Annotated in this window: 20 protein-coding genes; 14 read left to right on the top strand and 6 right to left on the bottom strand. The window is 62.7% G+C overall.

Going from position 1 to position 19301, the window contains the following annotated elements; translation table 11 throughout:
- Nucleotides 1-97: 97 nt before the first annotated feature.
- Both MU856_RS17200 and MU856_RS17190 read right to left on the bottom strand, forming a co-directional pair.
- Nucleotides 98-1393 carry an NADH:flavin oxidoreductase gene (locus MU856_RS17200; RefSeq protein WP_263588039.1) on the bottom strand — a complete coding sequence of 432 codons (1296 nt, stop codon included), beginning with the start codon at nucleotides 1391-1393 and terminating at the stop codon, nucleotides 98-100.
- A 295-nt stretch (nucleotides 1394-1688) separates the two neighbouring features.
- The gene (locus tag MU856_RS17190; RefSeq protein ID WP_263589013.1) at nucleotides 1689-1976 is read right to left on the bottom strand and encodes a hypothetical protein; all 288 of its coding nucleotides are present in this window, start codon (nucleotides 1974-1976) and stop codon (nucleotides 1689-1691) included.
- Between the two features lie 102 nt (nucleotides 1977-2078).
- Between MU856_RS17190 and MU856_RS17185 the strand changes: the two genes are divergently transcribed.
- Nucleotides 2079-2714, top strand: a complete 636-nt coding sequence (locus MU856_RS17185; protein WP_263588038.1) for a TetR/AcrR family transcriptional regulator — start codon at nucleotides 2079-2081, stop codon at nucleotides 2712-2714.
- Between the two features lie 175 nt (nucleotides 2715-2889).
- On the opposite strand, the gene MU856_RS17180 is transcribed toward MU856_RS17185, so the two are convergent.
- Entirely contained in the window at nucleotides 2890-4092 is a 1203-nt protein-coding gene (locus MU856_RS17180) for an MFS transporter (protein WP_263588037.1), read from the bottom strand.
- A gap of 511 nt (nucleotides 4093-4603) precedes the next feature.
- Between MU856_RS17180 and MU856_RS18780 the strand changes: the two genes are divergently transcribed.
- The 7 genes from MU856_RS18780 (at nucleotide 4604) to MU856_RS17150 (ending at nucleotide 9118) form a co-directional block, all read left to right on the top strand.
- Nucleotides 4604-4834, top strand: coding sequence for an FAD-dependent monooxygenase (locus tag MU856_RS18780; protein WP_412072798.1), 231 nt, complete (start codon nucleotides 4604-4606; stop codon nucleotides 4832-4834).
- Nucleotides 4835-4890: 56 nt separating this feature from the next.
- On the top strand, nucleotides 4891-5166 hold the full coding sequence (locus tag MU856_RS17175) for a hypothetical protein (protein ID WP_263588036.1): 276 nt from the start codon (nucleotides 4891-4893) through the stop codon (nucleotides 5164-5166).
- 32 nt (nucleotides 5167-5198) lie between these two features.
- Nucleotides 5199-5369: a hypothetical protein gene (locus tag MU856_RS17170; RefSeq protein ID WP_263588035.1), complete on the top strand. Its 171-nt coding sequence runs from the start codon at nucleotides 5199-5201 to the stop codon at nucleotides 5367-5369.
- Nucleotides 5370-5592: 223 nt separating this feature from the next.
- Complete coding sequence (locus tag MU856_RS17165; RefSeq protein WP_263588034.1) at nucleotides 5593-6726, top strand: FAD-dependent monooxygenase; 1134 nt, start codon at nucleotides 5593-5595, stop codon at nucleotides 6724-6726.
- 36 nt (nucleotides 6727-6762) lie between these two features.
- A complete protein-coding gene (locus MU856_RS17160) occupies nucleotides 6763-7647 on the top strand; it encodes an ABC transporter substrate-binding protein (protein ID WP_263588033.1) in 885 nt (294 codons plus the stop codon).
- Between the two features lie 12 nt (nucleotides 7648-7659).
- Nucleotides 7660-8655 (top strand): fumarylacetoacetate hydrolase family protein, encoded by a 996-nt coding sequence (locus MU856_RS17155; protein ID WP_263588032.1) that lies wholly within the window; start codon nucleotides 7660-7662, stop codon nucleotides 8653-8655.
- The gene (locus MU856_RS17150; protein WP_263588031.1) at nucleotides 8648-9118 is read left to right on the top strand and encodes a PaaI family thioesterase; all 471 of its coding nucleotides are present in this window, start codon (nucleotides 8648-8650) and stop codon (nucleotides 9116-9118) included. The genes MU856_RS17155 and MU856_RS17150 overlap by 8 nt, the downstream gene beginning before the upstream one ends.
- Before the next feature lie 26 nt (nucleotides 9119-9144).
- On the opposite strand, the gene MU856_RS17145 is transcribed toward MU856_RS17150, so the two are convergent.
- Nucleotides 9145-9813: a FadR/GntR family transcriptional regulator gene (locus MU856_RS17145; RefSeq protein ID WP_263588030.1), complete on the bottom strand. Its 669-nt coding sequence runs from the start codon at nucleotides 9811-9813 to the stop codon at nucleotides 9145-9147.
- 163 nt (nucleotides 9814-9976) lie between these two features.
- On the opposite strand from MU856_RS17145, the gene MU856_RS17140 reads away from it, so the two are divergent.
- Genes MU856_RS17140 through MU856_RS17125 form a run of 4 tightly spaced genes read left to right on the top strand, consistent with a single transcriptional unit; the run spans nucleotide 9977 to nucleotide 14646 of the window.
- Nucleotides 9977-10984, top strand: coding sequence for an ornithine cyclodeaminase family protein (locus MU856_RS17140; RefSeq protein WP_263588029.1), 1008 nt, complete (start codon nucleotides 9977-9979; stop codon nucleotides 10982-10984).
- 13 nt (nucleotides 10985-10997) lie between these two features.
- On the top strand, nucleotides 10998-12008 hold the full coding sequence (locus tag MU856_RS17135) for a dihydrodipicolinate synthase family protein (RefSeq protein WP_263588028.1): 1011 nt from the start codon (nucleotides 10998-11000) through the stop codon (nucleotides 12006-12008).
- 24 nt (nucleotides 12009-12032) lie between these two features.
- On the top strand, nucleotides 12033-13502 hold the full coding sequence (locus MU856_RS17130) for an NAD-dependent succinate-semialdehyde dehydrogenase (protein WP_412072797.1): 1470 nt from the start codon (nucleotides 12033-12035) through the stop codon (nucleotides 13500-13502).
- Nucleotides 13503-13545: 43 nt separating this feature from the next.
- Nucleotides 13546-14646, top strand: a complete 1101-nt coding sequence (locus tag MU856_RS17125) for an aromatic ring-hydroxylating dioxygenase subunit alpha (protein WP_263588027.1) — start codon at nucleotides 13546-13548, stop codon at nucleotides 14644-14646.
- A gap of 417 nt (nucleotides 14647-15063) precedes the next feature.
- Here the strand turns inward: MU856_RS17125 and MU856_RS17120 are convergent, their stop codons facing one another.
- Nucleotides 15064-15780, bottom strand: a complete 717-nt coding sequence (locus MU856_RS17120; RefSeq protein WP_263588026.1) for an EthD domain-containing protein — start codon at nucleotides 15778-15780, stop codon at nucleotides 15064-15066.
- The gene (locus MU856_RS17115) at nucleotides 15777-16820 is read right to left on the bottom strand and encodes an aromatic ring-hydroxylating dioxygenase subunit alpha (protein ID WP_263588025.1); all 1044 of its coding nucleotides are present in this window, start codon (nucleotides 16818-16820) and stop codon (nucleotides 15777-15779) included. Before MU856_RS17115 ends, MU856_RS17120 begins: the two co-directional genes overlap by 4 nt.
- A 102-nt stretch (nucleotides 16821-16922) precedes the next feature.
- Between MU856_RS17115 and MU856_RS17110 the strand changes: the two genes are divergently transcribed.
- Both MU856_RS17110 and MU856_RS17105 read left to right on the top strand, forming a co-directional pair.
- The gene (locus tag MU856_RS17110; protein WP_263588024.1) at nucleotides 16923-17852 is read left to right on the top strand and encodes an AraC family transcriptional regulator; all 930 of its coding nucleotides are present in this window, start codon (nucleotides 16923-16925) and stop codon (nucleotides 17850-17852) included.
- A 143-nt stretch (nucleotides 17853-17995) separates the two neighbouring features.
- On the top strand, nucleotides 17996-19291 hold the full coding sequence (locus MU856_RS17105; protein WP_263588023.1) for a hypothetical protein: 1296 nt from the start codon (nucleotides 17996-17998) through the stop codon (nucleotides 19289-19291).
- Nucleotides 19292-19301: the final 10 nt, after the last annotated feature.

Genomic DNA, 19301 nt, shown 5'->3' with positions numbered 1-19301 from the left:
TTTTGGAGGAGCCGGCGCGCAGATTTTGCGCGCCGGAGAAGCCGGCGAGAGGGCCTGCAAGGCCGCGACACGGGCAATAGTTTTTCCTCGGAGAAGGTTAACTGCGGCGTTTAATGACCGCGCCGACCAGGCCCATGAATCGCCGCGATCCGGTCAGCGCCAATATGGCCTTCTCGACGGGCGCCTCAATGAAGCGCCTCGCAGGAGGCAGACTGCCGGACTTGCGGCTCTCGCGACCCATGGCCGGATTGACCGAGCAGCGCACAGGCATATTGAAGACCAGCCGGCGCATGCACAGATTATCGCGCGTGCAATGTACGATATCGTCGGTGCGTCCCGAGCACGCCTTGCGCGCATAGTCGGGGTCAGCCAGCATCGGCCGTGCCAACATCACCATGTCGCCATGCCCGTCCGCTATCGCCTCTGCCGCTCGGGCGGGATCGTGGAGACCTTGCAGCAGCAGCGGCACCGAAAGAGCGTTCCGAAACAGGCGCGCGTCGCCGGTGTCGACAAGGCCGCCATCGACCGATGGCGCGCTCCTGTCCATCGTTTCATAGCAGCCGGTCGACAGCGCGACATAGTCGAGGCCGGCTTTCTCGACCTCCTTTGCGATGGCAGAAAATCCGGCGGCTCCCTGCCCGTCCGGCATATAGTCGTTCGCCGTGATGCGGAGGCCGATGACAAAATCGGGGCCGAGGCGCTCGCGAATGTTGCGCACGATGTTAGTCAGCATGCGCGCCCGGTTTTCGACCGATCCGCCATATTGATCGGTACGCCAGTTGGTCCTGGGCGACAGGAAAGAGGAAGCAAAATAGCTCATATGCGCCGCGACTTCGACGCCGTCCCAACCGGCACGCTGCACATTACTGGCGGTATCGACCATTTCGCGCCGGTACTGCTCGATTTCTTCGACCGTCGCTTCGTCCGGCTCAGGCGTTGTCCGCCCGCCCGGAACGAGCACGCCTTTGGGAAAATTCTGCTCGGGAATGACAACATTGATGGGACTTGCCGAAATGATCGGTCGTCCGGGGCCGGGTACGCCCATCCGCCCAAAGCCGGGCATGATCTCGGCGATGATCGGGACCCCATGGGCATGCACGGTGTCGGCAACCCGGCGAAATTGCGGAATCAGACTTTCGACGTCGAAACGGAGCACGGGTTTGAAGGGCGTTTCCTCGAACGACCGGGCCGTCGCGACAACCCCGCCCGCGATAATCATGCCAATGCCGCCGCGCGCGCGCCGCTCGAAGAAGGCGATCGTCTGCTCGCTCGGTGCGCCTTCGGCGGTCGGCGCGCCCACGGCCATCGGACCCATGACGAGCCGGTTGGCCAGCGTCAGCTTGTTGATCTTGAACGGGGCGGAAAGAATGTCGGCAATCTTCTCGGGCAGCATGTTTTGAGATCTCCTCGCGATCCTTTCGACGCCCGTAGCGGGCTGTCGCACTGCCTGGCGATCGCCACTCGAATGGGCGCGCAAGGCGAATTGCGACGAGCCTTCTATTTTCAAAACGATACGTCAAGGATTGTTTAACTTCGGACGCAAGTCTTGCGAAGGCGCGTGCGCGCCTAGTTTTTGAACACGATTGTCGCTGAGCCGTTGACGAGTACCCGCTGTTCGAGGTGGTAGTGAACCGCGCGAGACAGAACACGCCGGTCGATATCGCGGCTCCTGCGAGCCGACCACGGTGCTAATGATTGAATTTGAGATCGCGCAGCGGCGCGCCGACCAGGGACTCGAGAATCTCGAGCGATTTGGGACCTAGGAACTCGTATTTGAAATAGTCGGGCGTGACCGGGACTGTGAACGATCGAATTTGTACAATTCCTCCTGCCAACCCGCCGGCAGGTTTGCCCCCCGAGGCGGCATGAGCCGCGGTTGCGCACATTGCTACGGCGGTGCGCGCTGCTTCAAAGTAAGTAAGTAAACGATACGCATCGAAATTATATTTGCACGGCGCACACCAATTGTTTTCCATCGGAGTCCGCGTCGAAAGCGTTGGTAAACTGCCAAATTTTTCTATTTCTCGAGTGGAAATTAGGTCGTTGACCGGGTAAGTCGTACAAACTAGGGTGAATGAATGAACGCAACGGCTCAGATCGAAACGAAAACGCGAGGAGGAGGCCGGCCGCGAAGCGAAGCCACCCGTCGCTCGATCCTCGCAGCGACGATGTCGCTCCTCCAAACCGGTTCGGTGCAGTCGCTCACCATCGAAGCGATCGCGCGCGATTCCGGGGTCAGCAAGGCGACCATTTATCGCTGGTGGCCGTCTAAGGCCTCGGTTGTCATCGATGCCTTCATCGAGAATCACATAATCAACACGCCGATGCATTATGACATGCATCCAGCCGAGGCGCTCGTGCGTCACTGGCGCGCGCTTGCCGAACAATATACGGGACGGTCCGGCCGAATCGTATCGCAGATATTGGCCGAAGGGCAGTCCGACGAGACGGTCCTTCGCGAGTTTCGTCAGCGGTTTCACTATGGGCGCCGCGCCGTTGTTCGCGAAGTCGTCGAAAAGCTCAACGAGGTCCACAAGCTGCCCGAGGGTCTTGGTCCGGAGTTGTTGATGGATATGCTCTATGCCGTGATCTACATGCGGTTGCTTTGGGGACATGCGCCGCTCGATGACGAGTTTATCCATTCCTATCCGCTGGCGGTCTTCCGGCTGATCGGTATCGAGTTTGACGAGAACACAAAGATCGTCCTTCCCTGATCGACTGTCTGAGGGTCTTCCGGCGCGTGCTGATCCAGCGCGCGACTTAACCATAGCTGGTCCAACCGCTCGGCAAAGCCCTGCCGGATGATTTTCATTCTGCTGGCGCTCGACGACGAGCAGGGGGCATGACAGTTCCGTCTGCCGGCATCTGAGAAAATTACGAAACGACCAATCACTCTTCAGCGAGCGCCTTGATGCCGCGTTCGGTCGCGAGCGCGATCAACCCGGCAACGACGAGCGCCGCGGCGGCGGCGAGCAGCCAACTCCCATAATTGCCCGAAACATCGTAAAGCGCGCCCGCAAGCATGCCGCCGATGCCGGCGCCAAAGGCGTGGACTGCGAAAATCGCTCCGTAGACGCTCCCGAAGCTGCGAATGGGGAAGCGGCGGCCCAGCAGATAGGCGAGAAGATCGCCCTCGGTTCCCACTCCGAAGCCCACGAGCATCGCGCCCGGAATGACGAGCGCCGGATAGCCGGTCCAGAGCAGCAGCATGCCGAAGGCAGCGAGTGTGAGCAGGATCCAGGTGACCCAGCCCGCATCCCAACGGTCGAGAAGGCGACCGGCAATCACTCGTCCTCCGATCACCGAAATGCCGAGTGCCGAGGCCGTCGAACCGGCAGCGGCGAGATCGAGACCGCCGTCGGTGAGCATCGGAACGATGTGGAGCGTGGTCCCGAGCACCGCGGTCGCCGACAGGAAGATCATAGCACTGATCGAGAAAAAGGCCGGATGGCTGCAGATGACGCGCCAAGGCAGCGATGCCGACTGTGCCTGCAGATCGGCCCGGGGACCTGTCTCTCTGAGCAGCAGGGCGGCGCAGCCGGTAAGCACGAATGCCAGAACGGCGAGCACATAATAGGCCGGTCGCCAGCCATGCTCGGCGATGAAGGGGGCAAGGAGCGGCGGCACAATCGCGGCGCCGATGGCTGAGCCGGTGAGCGCGAGGCCCAATGCCAGACCGCGCTGCGCCTTGAAATGGCGTACGATCACGCGATTATAGCTGACGGCCGTCGACCCTGCCGATGCCATGGTCAGGAGCAGGACGAGGAGCAGGAAGCTGGTCAGCCCTCCCGTCAGGCTGCCAAGCATCGCGAATGCGGCCGCGAGTGCCGTTCCCGATGTCAGCGCGACGCGTACTTCGCCAAAACGGTCAACGAGCCGGCCGGCGATCGGGAGTGCGATCGTGTTCCCGATCATGAAAGAGAGGGCGCTCAACGAGGCTTCGCCGCGTGTCCACTGGAATTCCTCGGCGAGCGGCTTTATGAACAGGCCCGCAGTGTAGAAATACAGCGACGCAAAGCCGCCGCCGATGCCGATGAACGCGCCGAGCACAAATCGCCACCCTCTTCTGAACTCGCCCGCTTCGGCCGCCATATTCTTCTCCCTGCAGGATCGTTTTGCGTCGGCAATGCCGCGGCCGATGCACCGGTCCATCTGATTTTATTGCTAATTCATATAGTATACGTCCCGTTTTAAAACAATGCTCGAAAACCGCATCTGTGCGTCCAGATAATATTGCGTCCAGATAACATGATGCCTGGGTTTCTGTGATGTCTGGAGCTGGGCGCGTCGGCTTGATCGCTCGCTCCTTGTTGTTCATTCGTGCTAAATAGTGAACACAAAGGATCGCAATAGACTCGCGCACGGGGCGGCCGGGTTGCCGGTGGAAGACCTGGACTTTGCCGAATGCTGGGTCGTCGTCGATCCATGGCTCACCGCCGACACCCCGCTTTCACTCAAAGCGGCGCAATATTGCCAGCCGAAGTGACCGGCGACCTTCGTTGTCGGCCCCACAAGCTGCGGCGCCGGGAAATCAAGCTGCTTCCCGGCGAGACGCCCGAGGCAGTCCGCAGCGAGGCGGCTGTTCGCGATTTGCCCGCTGATTATGTCGATGTCGATGCCTTGTCGCTCTGGCGCACCGCGGTCGATCGCTTTCGCGCCGCGGTCGCGTCATTGGCGCAGCAACCGGCTCCTGATCGAGGGCGATGCGGCCCACACCATGCCGCCGTTCCTCGCGCAAGGCCCGTGCGCCGGGCTTCGCGATGCCGACAATCTCACGTGGAAGTTGGTGCAAGTTCTGGCAAGGGGCACCGACCCGAGGCTGCTCGATGACTAAGAGGCTGACGCCGGCGGCATGTCACGGAAATCATCGCGCACGCCAAGCAGTTCGGCGTGATCATCTGCGAATTCGACCCGCTCCGGGCGGCCGAGCGCGACACGTTGCTGGCCGAACAATTGCGCAGCGGATCGGTGTCCACCGATCGCCAGGCATTCGTTCCGTGGCTTGGCAGGGGGCTGGTCGATTCGCGTTCTCCTGCTGCGGGCGCGCTTTTCGTCCAGCCCGAGATCGCGCGCGCCAACGGCAGCACGGCACGCATGGGCGACCTCGTCGAGCCCGAGTTCCTATCGTGGCGCGCGACCCTGCGGTGCTCGATTTCGATCCTGTAATTGCGCGGGATTGAGCCGTGATTGGCGGGCAATTGGTGCTGATCGGCGAAGGCGAGGCTGGGGACGACGCGCGATCCGGGATGCGCGGTGTCAGCGACTGTTTCGCCGACTGGCTGGCGCGCAATGACGCCGTGGCCATCATCGTCCGGCCTGACCGCTACGTCTATGGTGCCGCTTCCGGCCCGCAGGCATTGCCCGGATAGTGAGCGCGTCGTCGCCAGCCTCGCCGCGCCCGCGGGGAGGCGCTTCCTGGTGAGATCGTGCCCGCCGCCGCAGCAGGGCATCGGGTGGATATAGCGGGTGGACGATTGACATTTACGATACGCGCCGTGCATTATACCCCGACATCGCCGGCCGTCATGGTCCGCTGCCGCTTTGCGGCGGCCAGGACTCGGTGAGAATTGATATATGAGAGGTTGACCTGGAATGGCTTGCATCAAGAACGCTGTGATTGTCGGCGGCGGCATCGGGGGAATGGTCGCCGCGATCGCCCTGCAGCGGCAGGGGATCGACGTGCATGTCGTCGAAGCGGCGCGGCGCGAGGATCAGCTCGGCACCGGTATCAACTTGCAGAACAATGCGCTGCGCGCGCTGGAGCAATTGGGTCTTCTGCAAGAATGCGTTGCCGAGGGTTTCGGCTGGGAGACGATCACCAACCGGGACAAGGACGGCAATGTGATCAACAGTTTCGGGCTGCCGTGGGCGAAGCATCCCGGCCGCCCAGGGGCGCTTGGCATCATGCGGACGACCTTCGCCGACATCTTGTCGCGCAACGCGCTCGCGGCGGGCGTGCGCATTTCGTATCAGACGAAAATTGTCCGGCTCGCGCAGGATGGCGACGGTGTCGAAGTCGAACTCTCGAACGGGATGACCGAGGACACCGATCTTCTCGTGGCGGCCGATGGCGTTTATTCGCAGATTCGCGGCATGGTTTTCGGTGAGGAGCACCAGCCATTTTATGCAGGGCAGGGCGTGTGGCGCTATACGGTGCCTCGGCCAAAGTCGCTCGACGGGTTCACGATGTTCCGTACCGCCGAGGGCAATTCTGTTGGTTTCCTGCCTCTGTCGGAAGAAACCGCCTATTATTTCTATCTCGAGACGTCGATCGAGCCCCTGCGGGTCGAGCGCGACAAGCTCGCCGGTGAGCTGGTCAGTCGGCTTGCCCCGTTCGACGCTACCGAAGTTCGCGATGCGGTCGGACGGATGAAGGATGGTTGGCACATCAGCTACCGGTCGTTCGATATCCTGCTGATGCCCGCGCCCTGGCACCGCGGCCGCGTGGTGCTGCTCGGCGACGCGGCGCATTCGCTGACGCCGCAGCTGACGTCTGGCGGCGGCATGGCGATCGAGGATGCGGTGGTTCTGGCCGAGGAGCTCGAAACGCACGCGGCGCTGGACGCCGCACTCGCAGCATATAGCGAACGGCGCGAGCGCCGGGTCACGCTCATCTATGAGAATAGCTACCGCATTTGCGAACTCGAAAAGCAGAAGAGCGCGAGCGGGGCCGAAGCGACCCAGCTGATGATCGACAGCTTCACTTTTCTCGACTCGCCCTACTAGTGCGGGAATTTGGTAACCGCTTTTCAAGGGCATAGAATGATGGTGAAGATTATCTGGTTCGTTCCGCCGGCGATCAGCGTCGTCGCTGAGCAGCGGGGCTTTTTCGGCCGCGAGGGGGTGAGCGTCGAGGCCACCGCGACACGGTCGTCCGACGAACAGTTCGAGGCCCTGCGCGACGGCCGGGTCGAGGCCGCCGTCACCGCGATGGACAATGTGATCATGTGGAATCGCCGACCCGGCGGCGGGGCCTTCCGCATTGTCGCCCAGGTCGAGGCAAAGACGGGCATCAGCCTCGTGGCGCGGCCCGAATTCGAAACGGTCGCCGCGCTCGCCGGCAGACGTCTTCTCGTCGATTCCGCGGTCAACGGTTTCGTGGTCGCATTGCGCGCGATGCTCGCCGATGCCGGCACCGATTTCGATCGTTGCGATGTGGTTGAGGCCGGCGGCGTGAAGGAGCGGTTCGACCGCCTTCTTGAGGGTGAAGGCGACGCGACCCTTCTCGGGCCCCCGTTCGTGGAACTGGCCGAACAACATGGTCTCCGGCGAATTGCCGACGCCGATGCCGCCTATCCGGGCTTTCCAGGACAAGGTGTCGTCGTTCGCTCGCCGCTACCCGAGACCCGCGCGAGCGAGCTTGTCCGTTGGCTCGCGGCCATGGAATCCGCGCGAGCCGCGTCCGTTCGCGATCCTGCTGCGACCGCCGCAGCACTACAGACGACGGGGCTGCCGCCTCCCATCGCGGCGCGGCTGGCGGGGTTCGTCGCCTCGACGCTGTGGCCGTCGCGGGACGGGATTGCGCTGCTTGTCGAACAGCGGCGGCGCCTCGGCTTGGATGGCGGTGATGCGACCTATGATGCGCTCGTCGATACCGCCCTGCTCGATCAGCTTGGCGCCCCCGGGCGGCCCGATCCATTGAATTGAAGGATGCTACCAATGAAGAAATTCGCGCTGGCGACGATAGCGGTGGCAGGCGGTCCTAAAGGCGCCGCGATGGTTATTGGGGAAAGGGTTGCGCTGCTGGGCGATCTGGTCGCGGCGTACCCCGACAGCGCGATACCCCCCGGGGCCTCGCTTCTTGCCCTGCTCGAGAATTGGGGGGCTGCCGAGGCGGCCCTTGGCCACCTCGCCGGGGCAGCCGAGGGGCTCAAGAGCGTGACATGGCACGATTGCGCAGCGGTCCACTTCCATCCGCCGGTCGACCTCCCGCGGCAGATCTTCTGCACGGGCGCAAATTATCGCACCCACGTCGTTCACCTTACGGTCGATACCAATGCTGGCCCCGAAGGCTTGTCGGGTGACGAATTACGGCTCTGGGCCGAGAAGATGATGGACGATCGCCTCGCGCACGGCGAACCCTATGTTTTCACCAAGCCGATTTCGACCGTCGCTGGCCCCAATGACACGCTGGTCCTGCCCGCGAACACGGCCAAGCCCGACTGGGAACTCGAGCTGGCCGTGGTGATCGGCAAAGGTGGCTATCAGATCGGCCGCGAGACGGCGATGGAGCATGTCGCGGGCTATGCCATCGTCAACGATATCAGCGCGCGCGATCTTATCCCGCGCACCGACTATAAATTGCTCGGCACCGACTGGCTGCGCTCGAAGGGCCAGGTCGGTTTTTTGCCGTTCGGACCCTATCTCGTTCCCGCGCGATTCATCCCCGATCCATACGATCTTCGGATCCGGCTAAGTGTCGAGGGGCAGTTGATGCAGAACGAGACGACGGGCGACATGATGTTCGATATCGTCCGCCAGATTGAATATATTTCGCGCTACGCGCGCCTTCTGCCAGGCGACATCATCTGCACCGGATCGCCGGCCGGCAACGGCACCCATTATAATCGCTATCTGACCGACGGCGACCTGATGATCGGCGAAATCGACGGCTTGGGAGCACAGCAGATCCGCTGTGTCACCGCCAATGGATGAGAAGACTGCCGAGGCGTCTGCGAAGGACAATGAAACCCGCCGTTTCGTCGCTGACGCCATCGCCGCCGAGAAGCGCGATGTTCCGCTGACCTGCAACCCCGCGTTCATATCGATGGGCGCGATCCTCGTCGATGGGCAGGCGGGCGACGTGCTTTTGTCCTTCGTCGCGGACGAGGGGACGGCACAGGGCAATGGCGTCGTGAATGGCGGCACCATGGCGGCGATGCTCGATACCGCGATGGCGGTCGCGGTTCTGTCGGCGCTCCGTCCGGGACAGACCTGCGCGACGATCTCGCTGAACGTCAACATGCTGCGGGCGGGCAAGATCGGCCGCCTTTATGTCCGTGCCGGTGTCGAGAAGCTCGGTGGCCGGGTGGCCTTCGCCCATGCCCAGTTGCTCAGCGAGGATCGCATGCCGCTCGCGACCGCTTCGTCGTCGCTCGCGGTGTGGGATATCAACTGAGCGGAAGCACGCGACGCGCCGCTACGCTACGAACGGCCGAAGAGAAAGCTGCGCACCGAGACAATATGATCGCGCATCAGCTCTTCGGCCTTGCCAGGATGGTGTGCGGAAATCGCTGCGACGACCGCGCTGTGGTCGGCGTTCGCGGCTGTGCGCGGGCCGGGGGGGGCGCCGAAGACTTCTTCGAGCCGCGCGTCCAGGCCCCAGCGCATCGGCGCGTGCAGCGTGTCGTACAGCAGCAGGAGAAGCGCATTGTGGGTCGCGTGCGCAATCAGCCGGTGCAGCTTGGCGTCGAGACGCTTCCATTCGGCGAAAGATCGGGTCGCGGCCATGTCGGCGAGGACTACTTCCATGGCTGCAATGTCCGAAGGGTTCGCGTGGAGCGCCGCCTGGGCCGCCAGCTGGGGCTCGATCAGGGCGCGTGCGTCGAACAGGTCGCCCACGCTCACCGGAAGGTCGCGCATCGCCTCGGTCCCGATCGGTGGCCGCGCTCCTGCGAATGTACCCTTGCCGACATGCCGCCAGATTAATCCTTCGGCCTCCGCGCGCTTGAGGAGCGTGCGCAGGCGGCTGCGCGACACGCCGAGTATTTCGCACAGCTTGGGTTCGGCCGGTAGCCGGGCGACGCCGCCGCGCCCGCGTTCCTCGATAAGCGCATGCAGCCGGACGCTGTCGTCGTCAGTGTGCTGGACCATCTTATCCCTCGAATTTGCGTAGATGGAACAATCAATACGCAAATTGATACGGTATTAAAAGCCTGATTGACACGCAGTCATAAAACGATACGTAGGGTCCAGTAATTGGATTCGGGGGGCGCCCGGCGCGACCCGAAAACCTGCCTGCCAACCGGAGAAGCCAGTGACCATTTCCATCGATGGCCCCGTTTTTGTTTCCGCCGAGACCGCGCGCACTGTCTTTCGCTGGGAAGATGCGATCCGCGCGCTTCAGGCCGCCTATTCTCGGCCCGCCGAACCGGCGGCTGCGCCCGCGCGGACGATTGCCCAATCGGGCAACGCCTGGCTTCGCACCTTGCCCGCGGCGCCGCCGGGCGGCCGCTATTTCGGCGCGAAGCTGATGGGCATGGCGATGGCCTCGGCGACGCCCGGCGTCGAATATGTGATCGTGCTGTTCGATCGTCAGACGAGCCGTATCGCGGCCTTTCTCGATGCCAATCTCCTGACCGGCTTCCGGACCGCGGCGACATCGGCCGCGGCGCTCGATCGTATCGCGCCAAAAGGTGCCGCGCGCCTCGGCGTGATCGGTAGCGGCCTTGAGGCATCGATGCACGCGCGCGCCTTTGGCGCCATTCGCGGGCTCAGCGAAGTGGTGGTCTTCAGCCCGAACCCCGAACGCCGCCAGGCTTTCGCCGATGCAATCGTTCGCGACCTTGGGGTAGCTGCGCGGGCCGCGGCATCGCCCGAGGAAGCTGTCAGCGAAGCCGACATCGTGCTTGCCGCAGCGCGCTCGCATGGTGAGGTGCCGATCCTCTACGGCGACTGGCTCAAGCCCGGGGCTGTCGTCGTTTCCATCGGCTCCACGGTTCCGCAGCAGCGCGAGATCGACGTCTCGGTGGTGCAGCGGGTCGATCTGGTGGTCTGCGACATGCTCGAGGAAGTGCTCGAGGAAACCGGCGACATGCTCGCCGCCGTCGAGGTCGGGATCGACGTGCATGCAAAGTCCTTTTCGCTCAACGCGCTTATGACGGGCGCCATCGATGCACAGGTCGCGGCGGCACGCATGCCGATGTTCAAGTCCGTTGGCGGGGGCATGCAGGATATCGTGATAGCCGAGATGATCCTCGACAAGGCCTTGGGCGCTGGGCTCGCCCAGCCGCTGCCGATCCAGTTCGATTCCAAGATTTTGTAAGAGGAGCTTTTTCGTGGCCAGATACAAGAAAAGCGAAGCGCGTGAGTGGGCGCGCGAGCATATGTTCGGTGTCGCCAATGTGACGATTCCGACGATGACCTCGGATTTCAAGCGGCTGAACGAAAAGGCGATCCGCCACGATGTCGAGCTCGCGATCGAGCATGGGTTCGTCGGTTCGCTCTCCTGCTCGGAAGTCGCCATCACCGCGGAGCAATATGGCCGCTTCTGCGAGATCATGGTCGACCAAGCCAGGGACCGGATGTTCGTCGTACACCACGCCGTCTCGAACACGCTCGAAGAAAGCATCGAAGCGACGAAAATGGCCGAGGCTGCTGGCGCCGAGCTTGTGCTCCTCGGCTATCCGCCCTTTTTCTATCCGCAATCCTATGACGAGGTTTACGCCTATTCCAAGGCGATCTGCGATTCGACCAACCTTGCCGTCATGCTGTTCCCGCTGCCCGCCTGGGGCTTCGGCCGCCTTCACCCAGCCGATATTCCCGTGCCCGTCCTGCGCCGCCTGATCGACGACTGTCCGAACGTCGCAGCCATCAAGACCGAGGGCGGCGTGCCGTACATCATGAGCGCGATCGAAATGCACCGCCACTTCCACAAGGATGTGGTCATCTCGTCGCCGCTCGAGTTCGAATATGCGCCGTTGGCGCAGGTCATGCCGATCCCGTTCTGCGGTACCAATTATTCAGCCTATTTTGGCCCGACGCTGCCGCGCATCCACAAGCTGATCAACGAAGGCAAGTTCGACGAGGCGACCGAAATCTGGTACAAGGTCGATCCCGCGCGCAAGGCTTTCGGAAGCCTGCCGATCGCCTCCAACGGCCTGATCAACCGCCTGATGTGGAAATATGAAGGCTGGCTTCAGGGCTATAATGGCGGGCCGATTCCCCACCCGACGCAGCGCATCTTCGACCGCGATATGGCGGTGCTGCGCCGCGGCCTCGACGCCGCCGGCCTGAATCCCACCAGCGATCCCGACGAAGCTTTCTTCATCGGGCGCAATCCGGAATGATCAACCCCAGTCGGGATGCATGAAGTGACGAACCAACTTGAGGACAAGGGGCTGCTGCGTACGACGCCCTATATCGATGGCATGTGGATCGATGGCGCGGCATTCCCAGCACGCGAGCTGCGCAATCCGTCCACCGGCGAAGTGCTGGCGCAGATTCCGCAGCTCGGCGTCGAGGAAGCGCGGCGGGCGATCGAGGGGGCGCATGCCGCGCTTCCAGCTTGGCGCGCGCAGACCGGCAAGGAGCGATCGATCATCCTGCGCCACTGGTTTGATCTTATCGTGAAGCATGCCGACGATCTGGCGCGCCTGATGGTGATGGAGGAAGGCAAGCCCTTTGCTGAGGCCAAGGGCGAGATCGCCTATGCCGCCTCCTTCGTCGAATGGTTCGCCGAGGAGGCCAAGCGTGTCCGCGGCGACGTAATGGCCGCGACCGAACGGACGCGCCGCATCGTCACGACGAAGGAACCGGTCGGTGTCTGTGCGGCGATTACCCCGTGGAACTTTCCCGCGGCAATGATCACGCGAAAGGCGGCGCCGGCGCTGGCGGCCGGATGCACGATGGTGGTGAAACCCGCCGAGCAGACGCCGCTCACCGCCCTCGCGCTGATGGAACTCGCGGTGCGCGCCGGTATCCCGGCGGGCGTGCTGAACGTCATCACCGGCAAGGCACGCGTGCTGGGCGCCGAACTCACGGGCAATCCGCTGGTCCGGAAGATCACCTTTACCGGGTCGACCGAAGTGGGTCGGATCCTGATCGAGCAGTCGGCCGCGACGGTGAAGAAGCTGTCTATGGAACTCGGTGGCAATGCGCCGTTCCTCGTGTTCGACGACGCCGATGTCGATAAGGCCGTGGCGGGGCTGATCGCGACCAAATATCGCAACACCGGCCAGGCGTGCATCAGCGCCAATCGCGTCTATGTGCAGGATGGTATTTATGATGCCTTCACCGCGGCGCTTGCAGCGGCGGTCGGTGCGCTCAAGGTCGGCGACGGGTTCGAGCCCGGCGTCCAGCAGGGGCCGCTCATCGATGCCGCTGCGATCGAGAAGGTCGAGGCGCATATCGCCGATGCCGTTTCGAGCGGAGCATCGGTGGTGCAGGGCGGCCGGCGCCATGCGCGCGGCGGGCTGTTTTTCGAGCCGACGGTGCTCGCCGGCGTCACGCAGGACATGCTGGTCTGCCGCGAGGAGACCTTCGGTCCGATCGCCCCGGTGATTCGCTTTTCCACCGAGGAAGAGGCGATCGCCATGGCGAACGATACCGAATATGGTCTCGCTTCCTATCTCTTTGCGACTGACGCGGCACGGATCTGGCGGGTGTCGGCGGCGCTCGAAGCCGGCATGGTCGGCATCAACACGGGGCTCATCTCGAACGAGGTCGCCCCGTTCGGCGGAATCAAACAATCGGGGCTCGGCCGCGAGGGTTCGATTTACGGTTTGGACGAATATCTCGAACTTAAATATCTGGCCTGGGAAGATGCACGGGCGGGCTTCTAGCCCATCCCGCCGGGCAAATGGGTTCGACGTCGAGGAGAGGATTATGGTTGAACCGGCAACCGCTATCGTCGCGGCCGCCCGGCGTGCGTCGGCCAGAATGGCCGATCGCGACACGCCTTTCATCTTCGACGACTGGTATGTTGCGGCCTTTGCCGATGAGGTCGGTCGCACGCTGTTCGCCCGGACCCTGCTCGGCAAGAAGATACTCTTCTATAGGACCGAGGACGGCACCGCGGTCGCGATGAGCGATCGCTGTGCGCACCGTTCCTATCCCTTGTCCGAAGGCACGCTCGAAGGCGACACCGTGGTCTGCGGCTATCATGGCTTTCGCTATGATGCACATGGGGATTGCATCGAAGTGCCGGCAATGGCCAAATGCCCGCGCTCGATCGGCGTGAAGCGCTATGCGCTTGTCGAGACCGGCAATCTTATTTGGATTTGGATGGGCGATGCTGAAACCGCAGATCTAGCGAAGCTCCCCGAGACCGCCTTCCAGACGAGCGCCGAATGGGTTTGCTCGAAGGGCTATTTGCACCTGGCGGGCAATTATGTGAGCCTCCACGAGAATTTGCTCGACCTCACTCATCTCAGCTATATTCACGCCCGCAGCTTCGGCACTCCTGAATATGCCAGGGCGCCATTCAGGACCGAAATCGGCGACGGCCATTTCCTCGTGCATCGCGAGGTAATCCCAACCCTGCTGCCCCCTGTTTGGGCCGACCCCATGGGCCTTGCGGGCGTGACGACGGCGGCGCGCATCGCGACGTCGGAGTTCATGTCTCCGGGGTTCCACCGCGTGACGGTGAGCTTCTATGATTCAGCGGTTCCTGAGGCAAAGCGCCAAGTGGGCACGATCCGCACGGCGCATCTGCCGACGCCCGAGACGCATTCGTCGACCCATTATTTCATCGTGCACGGCCGAGATTTCGCCCTCGGCGATCCCGACGCAACGGGCGTGATGCACGATCGGCTGTTCCAGGCGTTCGAGGAGGATGTCGAGGCGCTGGGAAAACTGGAGCATATGCTCGCCGAGACCGCGCCCGAGGACATGTACGAGATTTCGGTCGCGACCGACGGGCCATCGGTCGCGATGCGTCGCTATCTGTTCCAGCGCGCGCGGAGCGCGGAAGTTTGGGCGCCTTAGCTGTCCAAGGCACTTCCGCAGAGGCATTTTCGGTCTTTGGCGGAGGTCCTTGAGTAGGGGGCGCCACAATGAGAAGCGCCGCCACGCGCCGCTTTGGCCTGCAGTAGCCACCGCTCGCAGCCAATCACAAAACCTATCGCCGCTTGCCGGAACCGAAGGGGTGCCAGGAACCAGTTTTATGCGATCACGACTACCGGCGATCGATCCTCGAGGCCCCTCACGCCCGGGGAATGAACGCCAGTTGCAGTCGAGGAAAATATCCCATGCACAAGTTGATGCATTCACCGATCGGCTTTTCTCGGAAAAGCCCGCAGCCCTGCTCGTCCTGGACAACTGGCTGTGAGGGAGAACCATCGGCCTCTGTCGAGCAGAATGCGTCGTTGTCTCCTCGGGGGAGCATGGCATCCTGACTGATCGTCAGGCGTTGCTGAACAGGATTGTTTCGCGGACCATCATCGCGCGAGACTTCGCCGGATCAGTGAACTTCGGCTCGTCGGGCGCGAGCCGGTCGCGATAATGAGCCGATGAAAACTCCGCCTCCAGGTCGGCCATGTTGTCGAAGACGATTGTGCCGATGCCGTCGAACGGTGCCGCTCCGAAGGGAACGAGGACACATCCGTCCGCGGGGCATGTAACCGCCTGCCTCAGCCTTTCGGAGGTCCCCGGGCCGCCGATCGCGAGCGAAAAATGGCTATGAATCCAGTAGTCGCCAAAATCGGCTTGGCTCATGCCCGCGCGCCGAACGGGCAGAGTGAGTATTTTAACGGGGTTGGCGGGAGGAGGCCCTGCCCGGTCCCACAGGACATGTGCGGGACCCGAGATAGCGAGGATCGGCGCCGCGAGAAGCTGCGCGCGCGGTGCGATCCAGTCCGCAGCGAAGCGGTCCGACGCGAAAAACATCGCCGCGCTTGCGGCGGAATCGAAGCTATATTCATCTACGCCGTCGAAGGGCGCCGGCGGCGCATTTTCGATCGGCACCGCCGACAGACCCGGAGCGTTGTAGACATGCGTGCCCAATCCCGGGGCAGGCCCGGGGTTGCCGCCGCCGATCCACGCTTCGGTGAACTCGGCGGCTGTGCATTCCGGATTGCGTGTCAGAAAAAGCGCAACCTTGTAGGCATTTGCCGGCCTCACCTGCCCTGTTCGGCGGCTTCGGCGGCGAGTTCCGCCTCGATCAGGCGGCGGCCCAAGGTGAGGCCGTTGTCGGCGAGGATAAACGCCATCTTGTCGTCGCCGCTCTCGTTGACGACCAACTGCTGCGCCTCGATCATGTCGCGATCTTCTTGGAAGCCTGCCGAGATTCGCTCGGCTAGGGCCTGCGTCAACTCCGAATTCTCGAGCGCGAAATTATGCGCGTAGGTCCAGAAATAATGGGTGTTGTTCTCGTCCTCGGGCGTGATGAGCTGGTTCGAGTGGAATACCATCGTTTCCGGCGCCAGCTTGCCCTCGGGCGCGCCGGTGTTGGCGGGCGCGCTGCCTGACGACATCGAGAAATGATTGCTCCGCGTCGAAAGGTCGTAAATGTTCCAGCGATCGACCGGACCGGTGAAGCGCTCATAACCCTTGAGGTAGGGTGCGAAGCCGGGTTCGCCCAGATACCAGCGCGTCAGTTTCACGCCCTTGTTAGTCTGTTCGACCTTGGGGCGGGTCTCGGCGATCGTTTTTGATCCGCCGAGCGAATTCTCGTGAACGTAGGACAGGTGCGAGAAGTCGAGCAGATTGTCGAGAACAAGCAGATAATTCGCCTTGAAGTGGGCGGTGCGCGGGATGCTCGCCCATTCGGGGCTCTCATGCTGATGGCAATCGGGGATCAGATCGGGATCGGCCTTGTCGGCGTCGCCCATCCACACCCAGACAAGCTTGTGGCGTTCGACCGCCGGGTAGCTCGGCACGTCGGTGTTGGGGCTGACGCCTTTGCGGCCAGGTTCCTCGACGCATTTGCCGTCGCCGTCGAACACCAGGCCATGATACATGCAGCGCACGCAATCGCCTTCGCGGCGGCCGAGCGAGAGCGGCGCAAAGCGGTGGCTGCAGCGGTCGCGCAGGACCTTTACCTCACCGTCTGACTTGCGGAAGAACAGCAGCGAGGTGCCGAGAATTTTGCGCGGCAGCATGCCGTTGTCGGTCAGCTCGTGACCCCAGGCGCTGGCATACCAGGCATTGCGGATGAACATTGTCTCTTCTCCCTTGATCGATTGTCCCCTTTTAGCATCTCTTGCGATGATATACGATACGCATCGTTCAAATTGTTTGGCCATTTTCTCAAAAATGCGCCTATGCTGGAGAAGATGAACCCCGCGACGCCCATTCCCGCCTTTTCGCTGTTCGGACAGACCGATGTGCGGGTAGAGCCGCGCTTCTGCCACGTCGAGCGCATCGGTGACCGCTGGAAATTGCACTCTGGCCATGTCGTCGAGCATAGCCATCCGCACCTTCACCAACTGACCTATTGGGTGTCGGGTAGTGGCCATTATATCGCCGATGACGCCCAGTCAGCCATTTCGGCGGGCACATTCTGCTGGATCCCGGCAGGTGTCGTCCACGGGTTCCGCGTCGCACCGGGCAGCAATGCGATCGTGCTGTCGATGTCCGACGACTTTGCGCGCGAGCAACTTGGGCTTCTCGAGGGTACCTATGGCGTCGGACCGTTGCGCGAGAGCGCCATTCTCCGGCTTGAGGCCGGCGAGCAGGCGTGGATTCGCACCCTGTTCGATCGGATGGAGCATGAATATGGCCTTGCACGGCCGGCACAGCTTGAATGTATCGGCGCGCTTGCTCGGCTGGCGCTCGCGGAAATACAGCGGCCGGAACTGGGGAGCGGGGGCAGGGGCACGGGCGGCAACGACGGCGGAGCCGACTCTTCGTTGCTCACCCGCTTCATGGCGCTCGTGGAGACGAGGCTCGGCGAAAGGCCGCATGTCGATACGCTGGCCAGCGAGCTCGGGACGACACCCTACTTGCTCAACCGCGCCTGTCGGAACGGCCTTGGACTGCGGGCCTCCGACGTCGTCCGGCGCCGTCATATGCAGGAGGCGAAGCGGCTGCTGATGTTCACTGCGCTGGGCGTCAGCGAGATCGGGCAATTGCTGGGGTATGAGGATCCGGCACATTTCGCGCGGAGTTTCCGGTCAATGACGGGCCAGTCGCCGCGCTCGTGGCGCGCCGAGCGGATTTCGGCGGAGGCCCGCGCGAGGGGAGCGACCTAGCCGGGCATGGTAGGAATCTGCTTGGGGTTGGAGGCCGTGCCGCAGGACATATTTATTTAAACGATGCGTATTGTATCTGGTTTTATGCCACGGCATGGTAGGGGCCTTACCCGCACCCATGGCTGACAATCCCAAGGAATCCCATGAGCAACGCGTTCACCGCCGACTTGCCGCATCCCTTTTACGGCGATCATGTTCTCTATCACGCCAACACCAAGGGGTTGGCGATTACGCCAGTTCGCGCCTGGGCGTTCGATGGCTGGCGGGCCGAAGCGCTGTCATGGCGCAAGGGTTGCTACATTCACGCTGGCCTTTCGGGCATCGGGCCGGTCTCGATCAAGGGATCGCAGGCGCTCGAATATCTCCAGGGGCTATGCATCAACAGCTTCGCGAAATTTCCCGTCGGCAGCATGAAGCATGCCGTGATGTGCAACGAGGATGGGTTGATCACAGCGCATGGCGTCGTCGAGCGGCTGGCCGAGGATCATTTCCTCTCCTTCGCCGGTGGTCCTCCGGGCCCGACGGCGCGGAGTGTCGAAGGCCTCGACGTCGAGATCGAGATTCGCAACTGGTATCTTTTCCAGATCGCCGGGCCGACCTCGCTCGACGTGCTGGAAAAAGTCACCGGCGAGGATCTGCGCGACCTGAAGTTCCTCCGCTTCCGACAGACCAGGATCAACGGCATCGAATGCGAGATCGCGCGCCTCGGCATGACCGGCAGCCTCGCCTATGAACTGCACGGCCCGATGAGCGACGCCCCGGCGATCTATGACGCGGTGTACAAGGCAGGGCAGGAGTTCGGGATCGAGCGGCTCGGCTGGGGATCCTATCTCGTCAACCATATCGAGGGCGGCTTTCCCCAGCACACTTGGACCTTCGTCTCGGCGCCGCCTCCAGAAAAATGGCCGCGCGCGATGAAGCGGTGGGAAGTGGGCGGGTCGGTCGACCCCATGGATATCAGGGCGCGCTGCCGCACCCCCGCCGAAGTGCGATGGGACAATATGGCGAAATTCGACCACGACTTCATCGGGCGCGACGCGGTCGAGGCCGAAATCGCCAATCCGCGCCGAACGACGACGACCTTGCGGTGGAACAAGGACGACGTCCTCGACGTGTTCGCCTCGCTCCTGCGCGAGGGCGAGCCCTACAAGCCGTTCGATTTCCCTTATTCGCCCCAGCGTTGGCCGATGGCCTATGCCGATCATGTCGAGAAGGGTGGCCGTCCCGTCGGATGGTCTTCGGGCACGATCTACAGCCCGCATTATCGCGAGTTCCTCTCGCACGGCTGCATCGACATTTCCGAGGCCGAGATCGGCAATGAAGTGACGGTGAAGTGGGGCGATCACGGCGGGCCGATCAAGGAAATCCGCGCGACCGTCGAGCGCTTCCCTTATCTCGCCCAAGGCCGCAACAACGAGATCGACGTCGCAAAGCTATAGGACGCGCCGC

The sequence above is a fragment of the Sphingopyxis sp. GC21 genome (assembly GCF_025727575.1).
GTDB classification, from domain to species: domain Bacteria; phylum Pseudomonadota; class Alphaproteobacteria; order Sphingomonadales; family Sphingomonadaceae; genus Sphingopyxis; species Sphingopyxis terrae_A.
Note: the sequence above shows the minus strand (reverse complement) of the source record. Positions and strands in the feature narration are given on the sequence as shown.